Annotated in this window: 14 protein-coding genes; 5 read left to right on the forward strand and 9 right to left on the reverse strand. The window is 56.3% G+C overall.

Annotation, left to right across the window (positions count from 1 at the left end; translation table 11 throughout):
* Positions 1 to 5 precede the first annotated feature (5 nt).
* The 5 genes from CBB62_14855 to CBB62_14875 all read right to left on the reverse strand — a co-directional run bounded on the left by CBB62_14855 (position 6) and on the right by CBB62_14875 (position 4,246).
* The gene (locus tag CBB62_14855; protein OUT39637.1) at positions 6 to 1,118 is read right to left on the reverse strand and encodes a hypothetical protein; all 1,113 of its coding nucleotides are present in this window, start codon (positions 1,116 to 1,118) and stop codon (positions 6 to 8) included.
* Between the two features lie 121 nt (positions 1,119 to 1,239).
* Complete coding sequence (locus CBB62_14860; protein OUT39638.1) at positions 1,240 to 2,397, reverse strand: hypothetical protein; 1,158 nt, start codon at positions 2,395 to 2,397, stop codon at positions 1,240 to 1,242.
* A 69-nt stretch (positions 2,398 to 2,466) separates the two neighbouring features.
* Positions 2,467 to 3,015, reverse strand: a complete 549-nt coding sequence (locus CBB62_14865; GenBank protein ID OUT39639.1) for a hypothetical protein — start codon at positions 3,013 to 3,015, stop codon at positions 2,467 to 2,469.
* Positions 3,016 to 3,104: 89 nt separating this feature from the next.
* On the reverse strand, positions 3,105 to 3,641 hold the full coding sequence (locus CBB62_14870; protein OUT39640.1) for a hypothetical protein: 537 nt from the start codon (positions 3,639 to 3,641) through the stop codon (positions 3,105 to 3,107).
* Between the two features lie 65 nt (positions 3,642 to 3,706).
* On the reverse strand, positions 3,707 to 4,246 hold the full coding sequence (locus tag CBB62_14875; protein ID OUT39641.1) for a hypothetical protein: 540 nt from the start codon (positions 4,244 to 4,246) through the stop codon (positions 3,707 to 3,709).
* A 341-nt stretch (positions 4,247 to 4,587) separates the two neighbouring features.
* Here CBB62_14875 and CBB62_14880 point away from each other — a divergent pair, with 341 nt between their 5' ends.
* The 3 genes from CBB62_14880 (at position 4,588) to CBB62_14890 (ending at position 8,527) form a co-directional block, all read left to right on the forward strand.
* The gene (locus CBB62_14880; protein OUT39642.1) at positions 4,588 to 5,070 is read left to right on the forward strand and encodes a hypothetical protein; all 483 of its coding nucleotides are present in this window, start codon (positions 4,588 to 4,590) and stop codon (positions 5,068 to 5,070) included.
* A 113-nt stretch (positions 5,071 to 5,183) separates the two neighbouring features.
* A complete protein-coding gene (locus tag CBB62_14885; GenBank protein ID OUT39643.1) occupies positions 5,184 to 7,952 on the forward strand; it encodes a hypothetical protein in 2,769 nt (922 codons plus the stop codon).
* 158 nt (positions 7,953 to 8,110) lie between these two features.
* Positions 8,111 to 8,527: a hypothetical protein gene (locus CBB62_14890; GenBank protein OUT39644.1), complete on the forward strand. Its 417-nt coding sequence runs from the start codon at positions 8,111 to 8,113 to the stop codon at positions 8,525 to 8,527.
* A 312-nt stretch (positions 8,528 to 8,839) separates the two neighbouring features.
* On the opposite strand, the gene CBB62_14895 is transcribed toward CBB62_14890, so the two are convergent.
* From CBB62_14895 to CBB62_14910, 4 genes are all read right to left on the reverse strand, one after another.
* Positions 8,840 to 11,143 carry a hypothetical protein gene (locus CBB62_14895; GenBank protein ID OUT39645.1) on the reverse strand — a complete coding sequence of 768 codons (2,304 nt, stop codon included), beginning with the start codon at positions 11,141 to 11,143 and terminating at the stop codon, positions 8,840 to 8,842.
* A 195-nt stretch (positions 11,144 to 11,338) separates the two neighbouring features.
* Positions 11,339 to 11,914: a hypothetical protein gene (locus CBB62_14900; protein OUT39646.1), complete on the reverse strand. Its 576-nt coding sequence runs from the start codon at positions 11,912 to 11,914 to the stop codon at positions 11,339 to 11,341.
* A 388-nt stretch (positions 11,915 to 12,302) separates the two neighbouring features.
* Entirely contained in the window at positions 12,303 to 13,421 is a 1,119-nt protein-coding gene (locus CBB62_14905; protein ID OUT39647.1) for a hypothetical protein, read from the reverse strand.
* A 77-nt stretch (positions 13,422 to 13,498) separates the two neighbouring features.
* Entirely contained in the window at positions 13,499 to 13,909 is a 411-nt protein-coding gene (locus CBB62_14910) for a hypothetical protein (protein OUT39648.1), read from the reverse strand.
* Positions 13,910 to 13,978: 69 nt separating this feature from the next.
* Here CBB62_14910 and CBB62_14915 point away from each other — a divergent pair, with 69 nt between their 5' ends.
* Together CBB62_14915 and CBB62_14920 are read left to right on the forward strand one after the other, a co-directional pair.
* On the forward strand, positions 13,979 to 14,524 hold the full coding sequence (locus tag CBB62_14915) for a hypothetical protein (GenBank protein OUT39649.1): 546 nt from the start codon (positions 13,979 to 13,981) through the stop codon (positions 14,522 to 14,524).
* 165 nt (positions 14,525 to 14,689) lie between these two features.
* Positions 14,690 to 17,266 (forward strand): hypothetical protein, encoded by a 2,577-nt coding sequence (locus CBB62_14920; protein ID OUT39650.1) that lies wholly within the window; start codon positions 14,690 to 14,692, stop codon positions 17,264 to 17,266.
* Position 17,267 lies beyond the last annotated feature (1 nt).

Raw genomic sequence — 17,267 nt, forward strand, 5'->3', positions numbered from 1 at the left:
TAGCATCAGAAGTTTGCTTCGCTGATGCGTCCGGTATTTGTCTCGTAGCGCTGTTGTGATTCTGCAGCCTGGATCGTGGCAATCATGGCGGCATTGTACTGGTGAAGCTCAAAACGCTGCCATTTGATCATCATCCGGGTTGCACGGATGGCAACGATCTGTTTCAGGACAGCTGTCGGATCAGCGATTGTATGGGTGTGGGTCATCCATTTTGGATTGGACAGCCGGTATTTCGAGGCAAAGCCGAGTACCTCAAGGAAGCTGGACCCGGTTGCATCAGGCGACAGGTCGCTCAGATAATCCGGGACACCGCCTTCCTGACCACTGATCAGTTTGCGCATGGTTTCGGCCCATGCGGCAATCTCTCCATCCGAAACCTCTGCCCGGAGTGCTACCAGATGCTGGCAGGTACCGAGGGAAAGGGCCATCCTTGCATCTCTGGTTTCGCGATCCTGATACTTCACGCTTTCTCTGGGTGCCTCGGATGTCGGGTAGTCTACGGTCGGGTTGCTGCCGATCAGTGCCCGGCAGAAATCGATAGCGGCATTGCGAAACTTCTCCGACAACACGCTGTATTCGTAAATCGATTCTGCGCGGGTATGGGCATTCTGAAGCTCTGCATCAACTGCTTCGCACAACCCAAGTTCGGCTTCACGCTCGCCGCAATACAGTTGCTGCTGCCGCTCTATGGTTTTGCGGGCATTGGCGGCGGTTGTATTGGCGGTTGTTTCATCCAGTCCGCGAAGCCATTCGATATTTTGCTCCATAATGGCTTTATTTGTGGAGTAGGTGGTAGCTTCAACACCACCAGCAACGCTGGCAACAGTGGCCTGAAACTTGTCGTCAGGTGATTCCGTATTCGCCAGGCTTTGGGTGAATGACATGCTGCTTCTGTCAGCCTGAGCCTTGACCATCGTTTGATAGCTGTCTGTTTCGACATTGACCTGTGTATTGCCGTTGATCTGGGCATTCAATGCCGAGAAGTTGTTGGCAAGCAGGATATAGGTCCAGGCAATCCAAGTCTCGACATAACCGGTAATGGTCAGACCGGTCAGTTGAACCATGGCAGCACTGGCACCGCAAGGGCAGCCCCAGCTCTTGGCCTGCCGGAAGGCCATGCCTGCCGTGGAGGCAATGCCGAGGCATACGACAATTACCAGAATGGACGGTAGTGCCTTTGATGCTCCAGATATGCGTGCCATGTGCTTGCCTCCTTATCCGAACCCAATAATTTCTGTCTTATTGAGCCCGTTCATAGGCTTCATCGGCTTTCGCCGCGACGATGATGGCAAGATTGCCGGCAATTCGCTGGTCAAGTTCGAAACGCATCCAGTCAGTATAGAGACCGGTTGCTTCCATGATGGTCAGTTCCTTGAGCAGGCCAAGTTCATCAGGCGCGGTAATCATACCTTCCACCCATGTTCCATCCTTGAACCGGTATTCATTCTGCAAGGCCATCAGTTCATAAAGGCTCATCCGGGTAGCGTGCTCGTTGGAGCCGTTGAGCTCGGCATCATCACTACCGGTCAGGTGCTTGCGCAGGTTATCGGCCAGCTCCTTGTCTTCCTCACCAACCTCGGCCTTGAGGCCGATCAGGTATTCCCAAGTCTCCATGCTGGTATCAATCCGCGCATCACGGGTTGTACGCTCGGCCATGCGCATGGCACCGCGCGGGCTGTTATAGACAGAGGCGCTATGGGCGGGCGGGGTAGGGCCCATCAAAGTGTAGGCAAAATCATTGGTTGCCACAGAAAGCTTCTCATCCAGGGTGTCCTGAGTGAATACCAAAGGCTTGATATGGCCATCGCGGAGTTCCGGACGGGAGCCGAGGTCCATATCACTTGCCGCAGGATCACAACGCCCCAAACGCGCAGGCAGTTCTCCACAATACTTTTCTTCCATGTTCTCGGTGCGAGCCCTGGCATTCGCCGTCGCTGATCCTGCCGTATCCGTGGTCATATTGCGGAGCTGCATGTCATTGGCTTCGCTGAGCTGACGACGAATCTGCAATGATCCCAAGCTTTTGGGGCCACTCCGGGTGGTTGCATCATATGAGATGCATGGATCATGGGTGTATGTGAAGCCATTGAGGATTTCATGGCGGGCTTCATATCGTGCCAGTTGGGTATATTCGCTGTTTTGCTGTGTAACGACCTCGGCATTGCTCGATGCCTGCGCGGAAAGGCTGGCATTGAGGGCGCCGAATGACTGGCTGATCATCAGGGTCAGCATACCGAAGCCGGCACCGATGGCACCGGTGGAGGTGGCAACCGTACTGGCATAGGCCGGTGGCAGACATCCGCAGGCCTGTGCGGTGCCGGGCACCATGGTAATGGCAGTGCCGGCAAGAAGCGACGATGCGATAGCGGCTGCGCCAATAGTCCGTTTCATGCTCATATCCCCCAATACTCTTCTATACCTGTTCAATTCCAAGGCTCCGGTGCCATAGCCCGGAACCGTTAAGTTTTATGGTCTGATAATCGGTGTCTGGATGTAGGTCTGGTCAACCGGTGACACCAGTTCCATCGAGATATTGCCACCCGGAACGCCGCTGCCACGTGTGATGCCAACGCTTACGCCGCCGGTAATCCAGTCGCTATATGTATTGCCGAAGATTTCGATCGGGATATCCGGCAACTGGAATTGAGCATTCAACTGCGACAGAATCGCGTCCCATTTCGATTGGATCTGCTGGCACAGCTGATCGATGATCTGGCTAAGCAGGGCACTGAAATCGGGCCAGGTCAGCATCAGGCCAATATTCATGGCAATGTTCATCAACTGATCAAGGCAATCCACAACCTGCTTCACATGCTTCGGATTTGGCAGTGCATCGCGGGCTGATTGCACAAACTGGTCTTTCGCGTGCTCAACCAGACGTTCCACATGGTCGCAAATTTCCGGAATACAGGGGTCGAAATCGGCTGCCCGTGACTGTTGCGGGGCCATGACAATAACGCCGGCAACCAGCGTACAGATGGTTAGGCCCAACAGGCGAATAAACATCTTATTCATTTCAAAGCCCCCAACTTGGATCAATTCCGGTTTCTATCTCATTGATAGGATGACCGGGGCCAACACATGTCGGTCCCGGTCCCAAAAGCTTACGGTATAATGGATGGTCTGGTGTAGCGGGTGGTGCCTACCGGTGTGTTCAGATCAATGCTGATCTCACCGGCCGGTGCACCGCGGACCAGGCCACCACTGATTGATCCGCCGAACAACGTCACATCATTGCCGAAAATATTGGCTGTAATGTTTGGCAACTGGATATTTGCCTGAATCTCGCTGACGATCTTGTCAACAGCGCGGGTTGCCGCCTCGCAAGCCCGATTGATCAGGTCCGAGAGAATGTTTGAGAGCAGGGCAGTCCAGTTCAGACCAAAAATGGCGCTGACACTCAGGCCGACATTGAGCAGGTCAGTGAGGCAGTTCACAATCTGCTTCACATGCTTCGGCTCGACAAACCAGAGCGGGATCATCTCGATATATTTGGACACTGCCGCCTCAATACGGCTTTCCAGCTGTTGGCGCCGGTCTGCAGGGCATGGATCATTGCCGGACGGATAAAGATCCGCGAGACCGAGAGTAAAGTTGCCCTGGAATGACGTATCAAAAGCCTTCGCCTGTGATGGCGCCATGGCTGATAAAACAATCGTTACCATAGCCACTGCTATACCCAGCATCATACTGCGTAACATGATCCTTACCCCCTTTTGATTGCGTCCTGGATCAACGCCAATCGCTCAACTGCAAAAACTTTATACATTAAATCAAGGCGCGCAAGATGTCTTAGCGAGTCCCGAACGACCCGTCCGGCCTGAATCGCGTTATCATCACCGCCATTGGGTGACAGGATATTGGCGGCGAGAGCGGCGCCATCCGTCCGCTCCTCGGCCATCCATGATAACAGGCGCAATCTTGTTGATGCCTTCATATAGGCGAGGGAGACGCGGGCTGAGTCGACGAGCTCCTGGGTCGCGGCCAACTGGGCCAACTCGCCTTCTGGCAGCTCTTCGAGCGTTTCACCAAGTTCACGAACCGCGCTGTTCACGTCTTCGTCATCGGCAACCGGCCATGGCTCGGATTCCTCGAGATGGGACAGTGTGAGGGCCATATTCTCCCCCTTCTGATCCCAATAGTCGCTGATCGCCTGTTGATCGAGTTTTGGCATATTCCGGCAACCCCCCAGTTGCACTGTCGTAGAAACTAACCCCTCAAACCCTGCTATATAGCATAGCTGCATTCATAAACTGGCACATCATGTTTTTTGCGCATGATGTCTTTTTAGCTATGAAAGTGCATCCCTCTTATACACACGGAAAACCAAGCTTTTATCAAATCGTGCTTGCTCCTAAATTGTGTATCGTCTATGTTTATCACAAATTTTAGATAACTTGAAACGGTTTGGTGAAATATAACTTGCCAAGGGGTTTCAAAACCGGGTTAAAATAAAGTGTCGCATAAGTGGATGGGCTTGAAAGTTTATTACATTTTTGTGACACGGGATATTCAGGTGGATTGTTTTCGTGAACTGGCTGGGGGGCCAATAACGTGAGTGCACAAGCAACAGCAGTAAATGACGGCATGGCGCAGTCTCCGGAATTGGGGGCACCGCGTTCCACGCAGGTGGCTGCAATGCACCGTGATGTGAATGCTGCCATTCCGGGCGGGCTTGCACGGTTGCAGGCATCCCTTAAGATCGGGGCGCCTGCCAATACTGCTACCGGACCCAAGTCCGATGCGCCTGCTCCGGGCATGCAGCAACAGCACAAACATGAAGACCCGAATCAGGAGGAAGCAAATGAATTTGCAACCTTCGCGATGATGGCTGGGGGGGCGGCGATCGGCGGCCCGGCTGGTCTTGCCATGAAGGTGGGCGCTGAAGCTGCTCATGCCAAAGAAGCAATGGGTGGCAGCGGCCAGCAACAAAATCCGGGCGAGGGCATGTACCAGACACGCGATGGCCGCATGTCCATGGACCCGTCTGCACAGTTCAAGGCACCGGCGCCAAGTCGGCCTGCACCTGATCGTCAGGAACGGCAGACCATGAGATTTGGAATGAGATGATATGATGCAGACAGAAGCATCAGAGCAATAAAGCGACTACACTGAGCCGAAGGGGGATTTTTGGCTCAGATCGGCCTTTTGGAAGGCTGTTATACGACGGATTTACCCGGCTCATGCAAGTTTTTGAAGAGCCAGAATCGGGAGTGGGGGTTATGGACAAATATGTTCAGTACATGTTGGTAATCGCTTTGGCGATGGTGGCTGTTGCGCTGCCAGAGATCGCCTGGGCGTCCGAAGATCCATGCGCGGGCGTGCTGTTCTGCGTGACAGAGAAGGATATCTCTGCCAACTGGATCAAGGCGGCATTCCCTGATCTGGTAAATCTTGGCGGTACGCCGCCTGAAGATGCCCCGACCGGTCCATCCACCCTGATGGGGGAAGCGCTCAAGGTGCTGAACTCGGGTGCGTTGGCCGTCGGCTCCCTTGTCCTCACCTACAAGCTGTTTGCCGGTATTGTGCAAACCGCGAATGACGGTGAGGTTCTTGGCAAGCGCTGGTCAACCCTCTGGGGTCCGGTCCGTGTTGCCGGTTCTGCCGCTCTGATCGTGCCAACCGCAAGCGGTTATTGTCTGGCACAGGCTTTGGTTGTGAGCATTGCCCTGACTGGTGTTGGGCTTGCCAATACCGTGTGGAACCGCACGGTTGACGGTATGTTGACATCCAGCGGCAGTCTGATTGCCCCGGCAGCATATGGTCATTACGAAAGTATTGCCGAGCAGGTATTTGCCAATAACATGTGTCTCCATATGGCCAATTATTACATCATTGGTCTGGCTGCCGGCGGTAGCGATGATTTCGATCTGGGCGAGCTAGATGCAGATAGCTGGGGCGGTGGTGCGCAAGGTTGGGCCTGGGCTAACGGCGGGACCAATCTGTACAGTGCTTCTGCTGGGGCGACTGAAATCTTCCCTTCCAACCCATTGTTTTATCGTCATGCCGAATGGCTTGATGGCGGTGATGTCGGGCGTGGCAGCCATGAACTCGGATGGACCCCTGTTGGTCGCGGTTCTGCTGGCTTCCTGAACAGGTGGTTTGGTACCGAAATCCGTAAAAATGCTTGCGGTGCCATGGTTATCAACACCGGTCGTTTTGCCGAAACCGGTACCAGCTTCTTCCGTCAGGCATTCAACTGGTTGTCTGGCAACAGCAGCGCCGAGGAGACTGCCGAAGCTACCCTGCAATCAGAGATCCGGGCTTTGGCGAACAATATTGCCGTTCAATACGCCAATCCTCTTCGTGATCTTGCGAAACAATTTGATCCGGTGACAGCCAGAATTTCTGGTGAAATCATCAGTCGCCATGTCATGCCTGCAGATCGTACAACTCTCGATGCATTGCGGAATGATGTGAGCGCACGGCTGAGAACCGAAGGGGTTGCTCTTCTGAATGCAAGCTATACTTATGGCAATGCAATTCGCACCAACGTACAGAATGTCGTTCAATCAACCTTTGGTACCGGTGATACTGAAGGCACAGCGCTTGCGAATGAATTCCGTGCCCTTGCAAAAGATGGCGGCTGGGTCGTTGCTGGCGAATGGTTCCTTCAGTTGATGAAGCTGAACGGCGTTATGCAGAATATGATGTCTCTGCAGCCGGTTGAGCCTACCGATGTCATGGATATCAACGCGATCTGTAAAGCCGTTGGTAACGAACATGTACTGGCATTCTGGAGCAGTGGTTGCGACAGCGATACCGAAGCTGCTTTCCGTGAAGCGATGCAGTATGTGGAAACATACTACAAAAACGCCATCCTCGAGGTTGGCCGTACAGGTGTCTATGACGGCACCACCCAGGCTCAATATCAGGAGCGTCTCGCACGTGTGATGGGTACAAGCAATGAGCTTGAGGCTGCCAATGACACTGCTGAGTATCGTGTCGCCACTATGGTTGTTACGCCATTCACGGGGTTCCTTGGTGGGCTCTTTGGTGGTGCAACCTGGGGTGAGTTGATTGGGTCCGCTTTCGGTACAGCTTCACTCGTTGCTGCAGCTGGTGATGAGGACACGGTTAATGGTGCTATGGCAGCAGGTGGTGAAATACTCCTGCGCGAGAGCGGTCTTATCCTGGACTCCGGTTCAACCAACCCGATATCGGCTGTGATTGGTCTGGGTCGTGCATTGTGGTCAAACGGCATGATTATCATGCTGGCTGCCGACAGTGGTGGTAAGACACTGGGTGATACAGCAGCGGTGTTTGCTGTGGCTGGTGATGATTACATGCGGTCCGCTGCGGTTTCCGGTCTGGTTGAAACCATGCGTCCACTGGGTGAAAACATCCTCGGCATGTTCCGGTCAATTGGCCAGATGATGCTGTTCCCGGGTTTGCTGCTTGGGTACATCTTCCCGTTCCTGCCATGGCTTCTGTGGATTGGCGGTCTTGTGGGCTGGTTCATCCTGGTGATCGAAGCGGTTGTCGCGGCACCACTCTGGGCGCTTGCACATATGCGCATGGATGGTGAAGGCATCATGGGGCCAGCTGGCCAACAGGGCTACATGCTGGCTCTGAGCCTGCTCCTGCGTCCGGCGCTGATGATTATCGGTATGCTGGCGGGCATGATGCTGATCTATATCTTCGTACCATTCCTCGGTATGAGCATCGGATCAACCATGACGCTTGCTCAAAGCTCCGGTGCACCTGCCGACCTGATGAGCACGGTTATTACCACGGCTCTGATGGCATTCGTGACAGTTGTCACCTGCTATAAAGCCTTTGGTCTAATCAATGATCTGCCTGATCGTGTCTTGCGCTGGATTGGTTCCGGTAGCGGCGGTGCCGGTGAGGATGAGTTCAAGTCTGGTGCATTTGCAATCATCCAGACCGGGGCAATCACCTCCGCCGTATCCTCGGCATCCGGTAAGGTTGACAAGCACGAAGGCAGCTAAGCCAGGCAGTCTAATAAAAGAAAAATGGGGCCCGTACGGGCCCCATTTTTTGTGTCATGATACTGGGTATCTAAGGGCTTGCTTGACGATCCGATTGTGTTTTTCATTAACTTCACGCATATCTTGAACAGGTGTTTGGCAACGGAAGTTGAAAATAGATGGTGATTGAAGCGGCAATGGTTGGCGGTGCGACAGCAGCAGTGATTGTGATAATCACTGGTGTTGCTGTATGGCTGCTTCGTCTGTGGCTGCAACGCCAGCGGTATCAGGATGATCTCGGTGGCGGTCATCGCAGCCGTGACGATGCCGTGGTCTATGAACGCTATGCCCGTGGGCGCCGAATCCATTGGGACTGGGATCGCCATAGCGGCAGCAGTTCCAAGGGCTATTCCGAGATCAACAAAGGGCCAGATCGTCCGGCACGTTCACGCATGGCGGGGAAGGTCGGTCTCGCCAACCGTAGCGAGCGTGGCTTCAGTGACTGGAAGACCGATCACATTGTCAGCCGTATTGCCGGTCGCCGTGATGCCCAGAAGGTAAAGACCAAGCCGGTCAGAAAGCCCAAGCCCCGGTAAGCTATGTTGAGCGGGATAGTGGGCTTTCGCTGATACCGTGACAGCCTGATGCAGCGGTTGCCGGATCATTGTTTCTCTGAACCCGTTGATACGCAGGGCGCCACAGCCAGCCGGTGAAATGCAGGCTAGGCCTCCCTCGGGCAACGCTCTAAGAAACTATCTTCTACATGTCTCACACAAGCGCTGTGACGCGCGACTGTAGCTGCTGCTGGTGGCTGGGGTGAGGAGCAGGGCATGTGTCCGGGCGCCTAACAGAAACCCCCTCAGGCATATGCCGTGAGGGGGCTTGCTATTACGGATTGTCACTCAGGCTCAGGCTGATGCCATCTCGGCGGCTTTCTCATCATTCAGGATGCTGATCAGGCCGCGGATTTCATCCGGTATATCATCCCGCTTCGGCAGGACAGGCATGTCGTCATCAGGATAGTCAAGCGCAGCCGTGGCTGCGTCCTCAAGCGCATCGAGGGTCTCCTGAACCGCAATATCATCATCAACCCAGGCGGCTTGAACAGCCCGCAGACCGTCAATGACATCGGCAGCCTCATCACCCCAGATCTTGGCGCACAGGCCCTCGAGATCATCAGCACCGGCTGTCCCCATGCTCGGCATACTCGGCATCTGGGCCACTGGCGCTGTATTCGGCTGGGCCGGCATATAGGCAACCGGCTGATCGCTTCTGCCGCCGCTTTCGCCAGCTTCATCACCGACATCAACCCCGCTGCCACCTTTCGCGGCATCCTCAAAGGAGTAGGCGACAGTACCGATCGCGGCACCGGCTGCGTTGAACAGTGAGCTGTCACTGTTCATGGCGGCCTGCATGGCCTGAACGGCAAGGCTGAGGTTCTCTTCGAGTGGTTGTGCCTCTTGGGCAGCACCGGCGGCGGTCCAGTTCGGATCGCGCAGACGCTCCAGCACCGGTTCCACATTGCCAGCGCCGGTCATGGCCGGATCAGGGAAGCGGATCGGAATGAAGCGGTTATAGCGCAGGCGCTTGGAAGATGGCGGGTTAGCGTAATACATCTTCACCCGCACCATCTTACCACCGAAGAAGGTGTGGCTCTCACCCGATGATTGCAGACGCAGATCGATGAATTCCGACCGGCGACGCTCACGTACCGAGGCGTTGCGGATGTCGTTATAGTTGTTGAAGGTCGAGTTCGGGTCCATGGTGAAGCCGGACACCTCGGCCGCAAAGAACGTACCGGCGGTGGCATCGAACAGCTTGTTGGTGTGCTCCGGGTCCTCGAGCTTCATGAAGCTCTTGATGTTGCAGTTTGCGATGATCGACTCAGCCTCTTTCTCCGAGCGCTTCTTCATCGCGCTCACATCCTGAGCGGCAAATACCATGCTGAAGCCGAGGGAGCGGGCCTGTGCCGCCATGACCGCCATACCGGGCACGGTATAGTAGCCGACCTCATCTAGGATCGAGAGGAATGGAGAAGCGGAGTTGGTTGGCTTGGTCGAGATAACGTTGGACCAGTCACCTTCGAGTTTCGCACCGAGGGTGGCGGACATCATGCCCTTCAGCGAGGCCACGACGATTTTGCCGATATTGGCGAGTTCGTCCTCGGATTTTTCCAGCGCGGGCAGCAGGACCAGCAGGATGCGGCGGTTTACAACGATGTCATAAACATCAATATCGCCCAACTCGTGGTCAAAGATATGGCCATAAGTACCGGACAGCGAGGTCAGGATACGGGTGAACTGCATTTGCAGGTAACCGTGCTGATCGTTCGCGGTCGCCGCCTGTGGGCGCCCGGCGCGGGCTTCGTTCCAGTCGAAGCCTGGCAAGCTGTCGAGATAGTTCTTCAGCTGTGAGCGGATTTTCGGGGGCAGGTCATAGGTGCCGTGCTTGTCGAGATAGAGGTCGACAATCTTCGGCAGGTTGAGGAAGTCGCCAAGCGCTTCAATGTTCAGCAGCAGTTTGCCGTCATCGCGCAGTTTACAGACCGCCATCATGATTGCGGTCAGCAGGGAAATCGCCCGGCCTTTCCACATGTCGCCTTCTTTACCGGGGTCATCCATCAGGGAGACCAGCATCTCGGTCAGCGATCCGGCGGAACCGCGGGCGAACGGGTTGAAGGTGTTACTCTCGCCACCGCCATCGGAGTTACCGGTCATGAAGTTCAGGATCAGAACGTCATCATCGCGACCGAAGCGGCGGGCGAGGGAGTAAATCTTGCCCCAGAGGCTGGTATCACCCTTACCATCGCAATACAGGAAGCCCGAACCCCAGCTCAGCGCGTTGGATGACATGGAGACCAGCGTTTCGGTTTTACCGGAACCGGTTGTCCCGAGGATCAGGAAGTGGGTCCGGGCATCACTGTTGGAGAACCAGAGCTCATCACCCCGATCCAGATCATTGCCAAAATACAGGATGCCATCGGCCTTCTGGGCCTTGCCGGTGCCCGGATTGACGTCGTGTGGATCAGGCAGACCGGTCTGGGCCGGCAGCTTGTACGGCAGCTCGGTCGGCAGCTTGAGCATGAAATAGAGATATCCGCCCCCAGCCAGCAGGGCGATATCGGCAAGGGCGGGGAAGGTGAAGGCGATACCGGTCAGGACGAACATGCCAAGTGCCGCGGTTTGCGGCATCTTGATGGCATCGAAGAACATCTGGCCGAGCGTTCTGGTGTCACGCAGGAACGCAAGCGCACTGTATTCGTGGCGTCTGGAATCAACGTATGGGGTCTTTGCCAAGCGTCTGTCCCCTTGCTGGTACGATGCTTAAAATGCTCAAAAAGCGCTCAAAAGCTGAGCCCAGTGTAACGCGCATCAGGGCTTTACCCAAGCCCTGATGCGTATCTGTTATCAATTATCCAGATTGAAAAGCGGGTTCTGTGCGCCATCGCTTCCCGCTGGTGGGGAACGATCATCAAGCCCGAAGGCGCTCAGCCCACCCGGTTGTTTCGGTAGTTGCACGCCACCTGGATTGGGTGCGGCGATGCCGCTGGTGCTCGGGGTTGCCGCAATGGCGCCCGGCCCCGGTGCTGACGGCAATGCGCCATAGCCACCGCTGACCGGTGGCGCTGCTGCGGCCTGACCGGTGCCGCCACCGAAGCTGGTGGAGGGCAGGGACGAACCGCCAAGCGCACCATAGCTTGCGCCCGGTGAACTGATGGCATCGCCGGCAATCAGATCCTCGGGGTTGGTAATGGCGAAATAGACTTCCATGGAGGCAATGACGCCGAGCAGCATGAAAACCGAGGTCCAGCGGGCATACCACCAGGCATCTTTCGGTTTGTAGCCGCCAAGGATCATGGCCGTGCGTGACAGCGCATCGGTTGCCGCCGCTTCATCCTCATAGATAGCAACGGCGTCGGTTGGCTTTGCCCCATCCAGCCCAACATAGATGCCCCAGCCATCCTCGACCTTGTTCATGGTCATTTCGATGTCTGAATCAGCCGGAAAACTCCGTAAGGCCGGGGTCTTGGAATCCGGAAACCACAAGGAAACACGCCCATCCTTGCCGATTACTTCTGGTTTATCGCGTTTTGCCACCGCGCTTACCCTTCTTAACAAATGTCACAGAGGCAACAGGGAACGGCGCACCGATTGAAAACGGCCCCTGCACATCCGGTTCAGTCAGAACTCATGATCTGACGATGGTGCAGGGTGGGCCCCCATATGAAAAATACCCCCAACTAGTCACAGAACAGTGTAACCGATACTTAGCTATTGCCCAAGCAAGTCATGGTGTTTTCAGCAAAAACAAAACCGTGAACATGGCCTTGGGGGCACTGGTCCGAAAGTATGAGGCGTGAATAGGGTTGGCCTAGCCGGCCAGATATTCCTCGAGCCCGAAGACGGCCTCGTCCACATCCGGCTCAGGCATCGGGCGACGGGTAACAACCTCGGCCCGCCAATGGGCAATGGCACCCGAAGCCTCGATCAGGCAGGTCGGGCGACCAACCGAATTCAGCACGTACCACATTGCCCGGTCATCAAGCTTCAGCCAGAGGAAGTCTGCCGAAGCCAGCACTCCGCCATTGATCCGGGCCCAGTCGAGCAATGCTGCCATGGCGGTTTCGACCCAGCCATGCTGGCGGGCAACCTTGTTCGGCTCGGCCATCAGCTTCGGGTCTTTCAGGGTTTTCATGACCAGCTTGGTCAGGGTCGCATCCCGTTTCAGCGCCCGGTCGCCGGAGCCATGGGCAGATGCGCCGCGCGCCAGACGGGTGAACAGTTCCTCACATTCCTTGCCCTTCTTGTTACCGCGCAGCACGAACCCGGCGACGATTGCCTGCAGATAGGGCGGCAATTCCGACACCTCGGTCCATGGGCGGCGCAGCTGTCGGGTAAGGGCGGCACGGGCCGCCTCGCGGTCCGGCGCGCCATCCTCGATATCGACGCCGTGACGTTCGGCCCATTCGCGCGGGTCGAGAGCCTCAAGCCACTGGCCTTCCTTGTCATTCAGCGGGTCGTTTTTGACGATTGGCGTAATCGAGGGCCATCTGCGGGCCTGATACTTGATCAGGGTGCTCAGGTTGTGTTTCTTGCGCAGGACCGATTTCGGATATTTGAAGATAAAGTAGATGCCGGTTCCACAAAGGGCCAGCATGATCGGCAGTTTGATAAACCCGCCGACATAGGATGAGATCGCGACTACATCAGCCCATTTGTAACTCTTGATCGGCGTCTGCAGCATGTTCTGCCGGTAGTCGAGCAACATCTCGCTCTTCTGTGCCATGGCTGGCGATATCAAGCCGCCAAGCCAGTAGAATTGGCCGGTAAGCCACAGCTCGATCCCCCGCAGCTGCAGGATGACAAAATGGATGCCTTCCTTGTTCGCGGTATAGATCACGTAAATGATGATCCCGATGAAGATCATGCCCAGTGCAATGCCGAAAGTCGGATCCTGCTGATTGCCGCTATTGCCGCCGCCTTGACTCATCTGTTCACCTTAGAAAACCCAGTCTTCATTTTTTCGCGCTACCGGGCTGGCCAGAAGCCAACATGGTTGCTATGACATCAACCCGCGCCAGCCGAGCCTGCCGATCTGATCTGTGTGATCTGCCGGGACCAGCGTGACAGCAGGGCATCTGTTACAATAGCGTCATTTCGCAATACGGAAAATGCCGATTCTGTCATACAGGCGAGCACGACCGTTGCGGGCAAGTCGGGCATATCGGCAACGCGTACACCCATCAAAGCATCGGGATCATAGCTGATCGGTGCTTCCACGGGATTTCCTGATATTGTTTCCCATACGGAGCAGGCATCTAGCATGAAAGCAGGCAGCAGACCGTCGAGCGCGGCGGCCTCATCCGGGGTCAAGTTTTCACCCGCCAGCAAGATTGGCGTTGCCAAAGACGATAGTACATTGGCAAAAACACGTGAGAGCTTGTCTGCTTGATCTGAATTTGGGCCGAAGTCCTGCATAGTATTTTATTTTGAGGTGCCTCGCGGATGTCCCGCACTGCCACTAACCAGCCAGTTGTTGAAGAGTCGATGTTTCTGCGTTGGCTTGCAAACCATGCCGGAAACGGACTGGTAAAGATTGGTCGTGCCGGTGATACCCTTGCGTTGAAAGTGAATATGGTCGTCGCCCGTCGTTTTGCGATCGGTGATATCGATAGTGCGCCATTCCTCGGAATCCAACAACCAGAGCTTGTTGCATTCAATGAAATTGAATGGACCCATATAGAATTATGCCCAAATATCACACCTGCGACCCTGACCCTGTCCTCGGAAGGTCTCAGTGAGGTGGATCGCCCGAGCGATGACCAGTTGCCTGTCAGGATCATCATTCCGGCCAAAACCAAATCAATCAAGCAATTCGGTCTGATCAATAAAGAGTTTCTCGATCTGCGTCGCATCGTCGTCAATGACGAGGGCCGGGTTGACCGGGTTGCCCGTCTTGCGGTCAAGCGCCTGCCGCTCAAGATCGTACGTGCACCGACTCAGGGAGCCGGTGGCAGGCAACCGGGTGAGGCCAGCGGCAAACAGCGGGCAAAACGGCCCATGGGCAAGAAACGCAGCCGATCCGGAGCCTAGGATAAATGCGGCTGTCGCCTGTTAAATCCTTCCAGCTACTTGACATTGATTAATATTTAGGCGGAATTCCTCTGGTTAAAGTCGTTGGCGTAAAAGGTATCCAACGAGCGAGCAGAGAGATTTTCGGGCCTGAACACAGGTCATTCCGCTGAAATACCGGGCTTTATGAGCAGTCAGGCCAATTTACCATTATTCGTGCCCGGTGCTGATCGCAGCGTACCGGGATACGATGAAGCATTCGGTGCCGATGGTCGCCCACGGCCGCACTGGGTCAGCTTTATGGCCCAGTACCAGATGCTTGGTGCCAACGGGCTGCAGGAGCGGGTTGAGCGTGCGCGACAACTCTCTGCCGATACCGGCATTTCACTGGGCTATCATTCCGGCAGCCGGGATGACGAGGAATGGCTGTTCGACGTAATGCCGCTGATCCTCACCGGTGAGGAATGGCGCTATATCGAGGCTGGGATCATCCAGCGGGCACAGGTGCTCGACCGGTTGCTGGCCGATCTCTACGGGCCGCAGGAAACCCTGCGCAAGGGCCTGTTTCCGCCCTATCTGGTCTATGGCAATCCGAACTATCTGCGACCATTGCGCCGCGATGCAACGGATATGGCCGAATACGACCCTGAGCGCCGTCACCTGCAGGTTTATGCGACCGATCTCGTGCGCCGCCCGGATGGTCACTGGACCATCGTTGCGGACCGGACGCAGGTGCCGACCGGTGCCGGTTTTGCGCTGGCCAACCGCCGGACGCTGGCGCGCGCCATGCCGGAGGTGTTCACCAACCAGCAGATTCGCAGCTGTCACCAGTTCTTCAAGACCTGGTCCGATGGGCTGAAGGCCATGGCAACCGGTGCGCAGGGCAGCAACCCGCGTGTTGCGCTGCTGACGCCGGGGCCATTTGCACCGGGCTATTACGAGCATGTCTACCTCGCCCGCGAAATGGATATCGCCCTCGTCGAGGGAGCCGACCTGACCGTGCGTGGCGACAAGCTGTTGCTGAAAGAACTTGGCGGGCTGCAGCCGATTGATGTGCTGTTGCGCCGTCTGGATGGCGATTTCTGTGATCCGCTCGACCTGCGCCCCGGCAGTCTGCTCGGGGTCAGCGGCCTTGCCCATCTGCAGCGGGAAGGGCGATTGCAGATCGCCAATTCCATCGGCAGCGGTGCGATTGAGACGCCAGCCCTGTTCCCGTTCCTGCCCCGCCTGTGTCAGGAGCTGCTTGGCGAAACCCAACTGGCGGTCAGTGCCGAGACATGGTGGTGCGGCCAGCCGGAGATTCTCCGCCGGGTGCTGGATCGCCTCGACGACTATATCATTCTGCCGGCCTTCTATGGTGGTGACGGCTATCCGAACGATCCGACCGCGCTCAGCCCATCGGCCCGGGCCGAACTGATCGACGACATGCGGCGCGAGCCGGAGAAATATGTGGCGCAGGAGCGGTTGGTGCCCAGCCAGGCACCGATGATTTCCGGCCAGATCATGCAGTCGAACCCGGTGGTGCTGCGGGTATTCACGGTTGCCGGGCCAAATGGCTATGAAGTGCTACCAGGCGGTTTTGCCCGCCTGCCGGTCAGTGGCAGTCCATTCAGCGGTATTCTCGCCGATGGCTCGATCACCAAGGATGTCTGGGTGCTGAATGACGAGGCAGCGCCCTCGGTCCAATACCCATTGCCGATCAGTACCAAGAAGATTGATCTGGTCCGCTCGACTGGCGGCTTGCAGAGCCGGGTTGCCGACAACCTGTTCTGGCTCGGTCGCCATATGGCCCGGATCGAGGTGTCGGTGCGCCTGTTACGGGCGGTATTCTATCGCCTTTACAACGCCACCGAGGGATCGGGCGAGTACCGTGAGATCAACTGCCTGACTGGATTCTTCCGGTCCCATGGTCTGGTTGACTGGGAAGAGGATATTACGCCGGAAATCCCGGCCACCATCCCGGAAACCCTGTTGAAGGCAACCGCCAGCGATGGCCCGCTGGCCAATGATTTTACTCAGACCCGTCGCCTGATGATGGGGCTGCGCGATCGCTGCTCCAGCGATATGTGGGAGATACTGAGCGAGTTTACCGGTCCGCTGGCTGACCGTCTGCAACATGCGGCGGGCGATATCGATCTCAGCCTGCATGTCTTTGACGAGGTGCTGCAGCGTTGCGCCAGCTTTGCCGGCATCGTCGCGGAGGGCATGGTTCGTGGTACCGGCTGGAGCTTCCTCGGCTTTGGCAGACGGCTGGAAACCGCATTCTTCGGCCTGCGGCTGGCATCAAGTTGCTGTGGCGCGGTCAATGATCCGGGGCAGATGCAGCTGCGGCTGGCATTGGAGCTTGGTGATACCCTGATCACCTATCGCAACCGCTATCTGAGCCAGTTGCACCCGCGTCCGGTTCTGGATCTGCTCCTGACCGATGAGACCAACCCGAAATCGGTAGTATTCCAGATCAATGCCATGATGAAGCAGGCTGAGGGCTTCCCCTATCGCCGCCACATCAATGCCCATGAAGAACTGCGTGACGTAGCCGATAGTCTCGGTACCATGATTGACCTGTTCAAGGCTCCCGAGGAATTGTCCGCCGATGCCGAGAATGCCGCCAGCCTTGAACTGGATCGTCTGGTATTTGAGGCCGAGAGCATCCTCAATAATCTGTCGGGCCAGATTTATCGCGGCTATTTCCTGCACAGCGAGGATGAGCACGTGTTGCGCGCCGACTGGCGTCCATCCCGGACAAGGGAGGGGCAGGAATAAC

The sequence above is a fragment of the Micavibrio sp. TMED2 genome (genome assembly GCA_002168225.1).
In the GTDB taxonomy this organism is placed as follows: domain Bacteria; phylum Pseudomonadota; class Alphaproteobacteria; order TMED2; family TMED2; genus TMED2.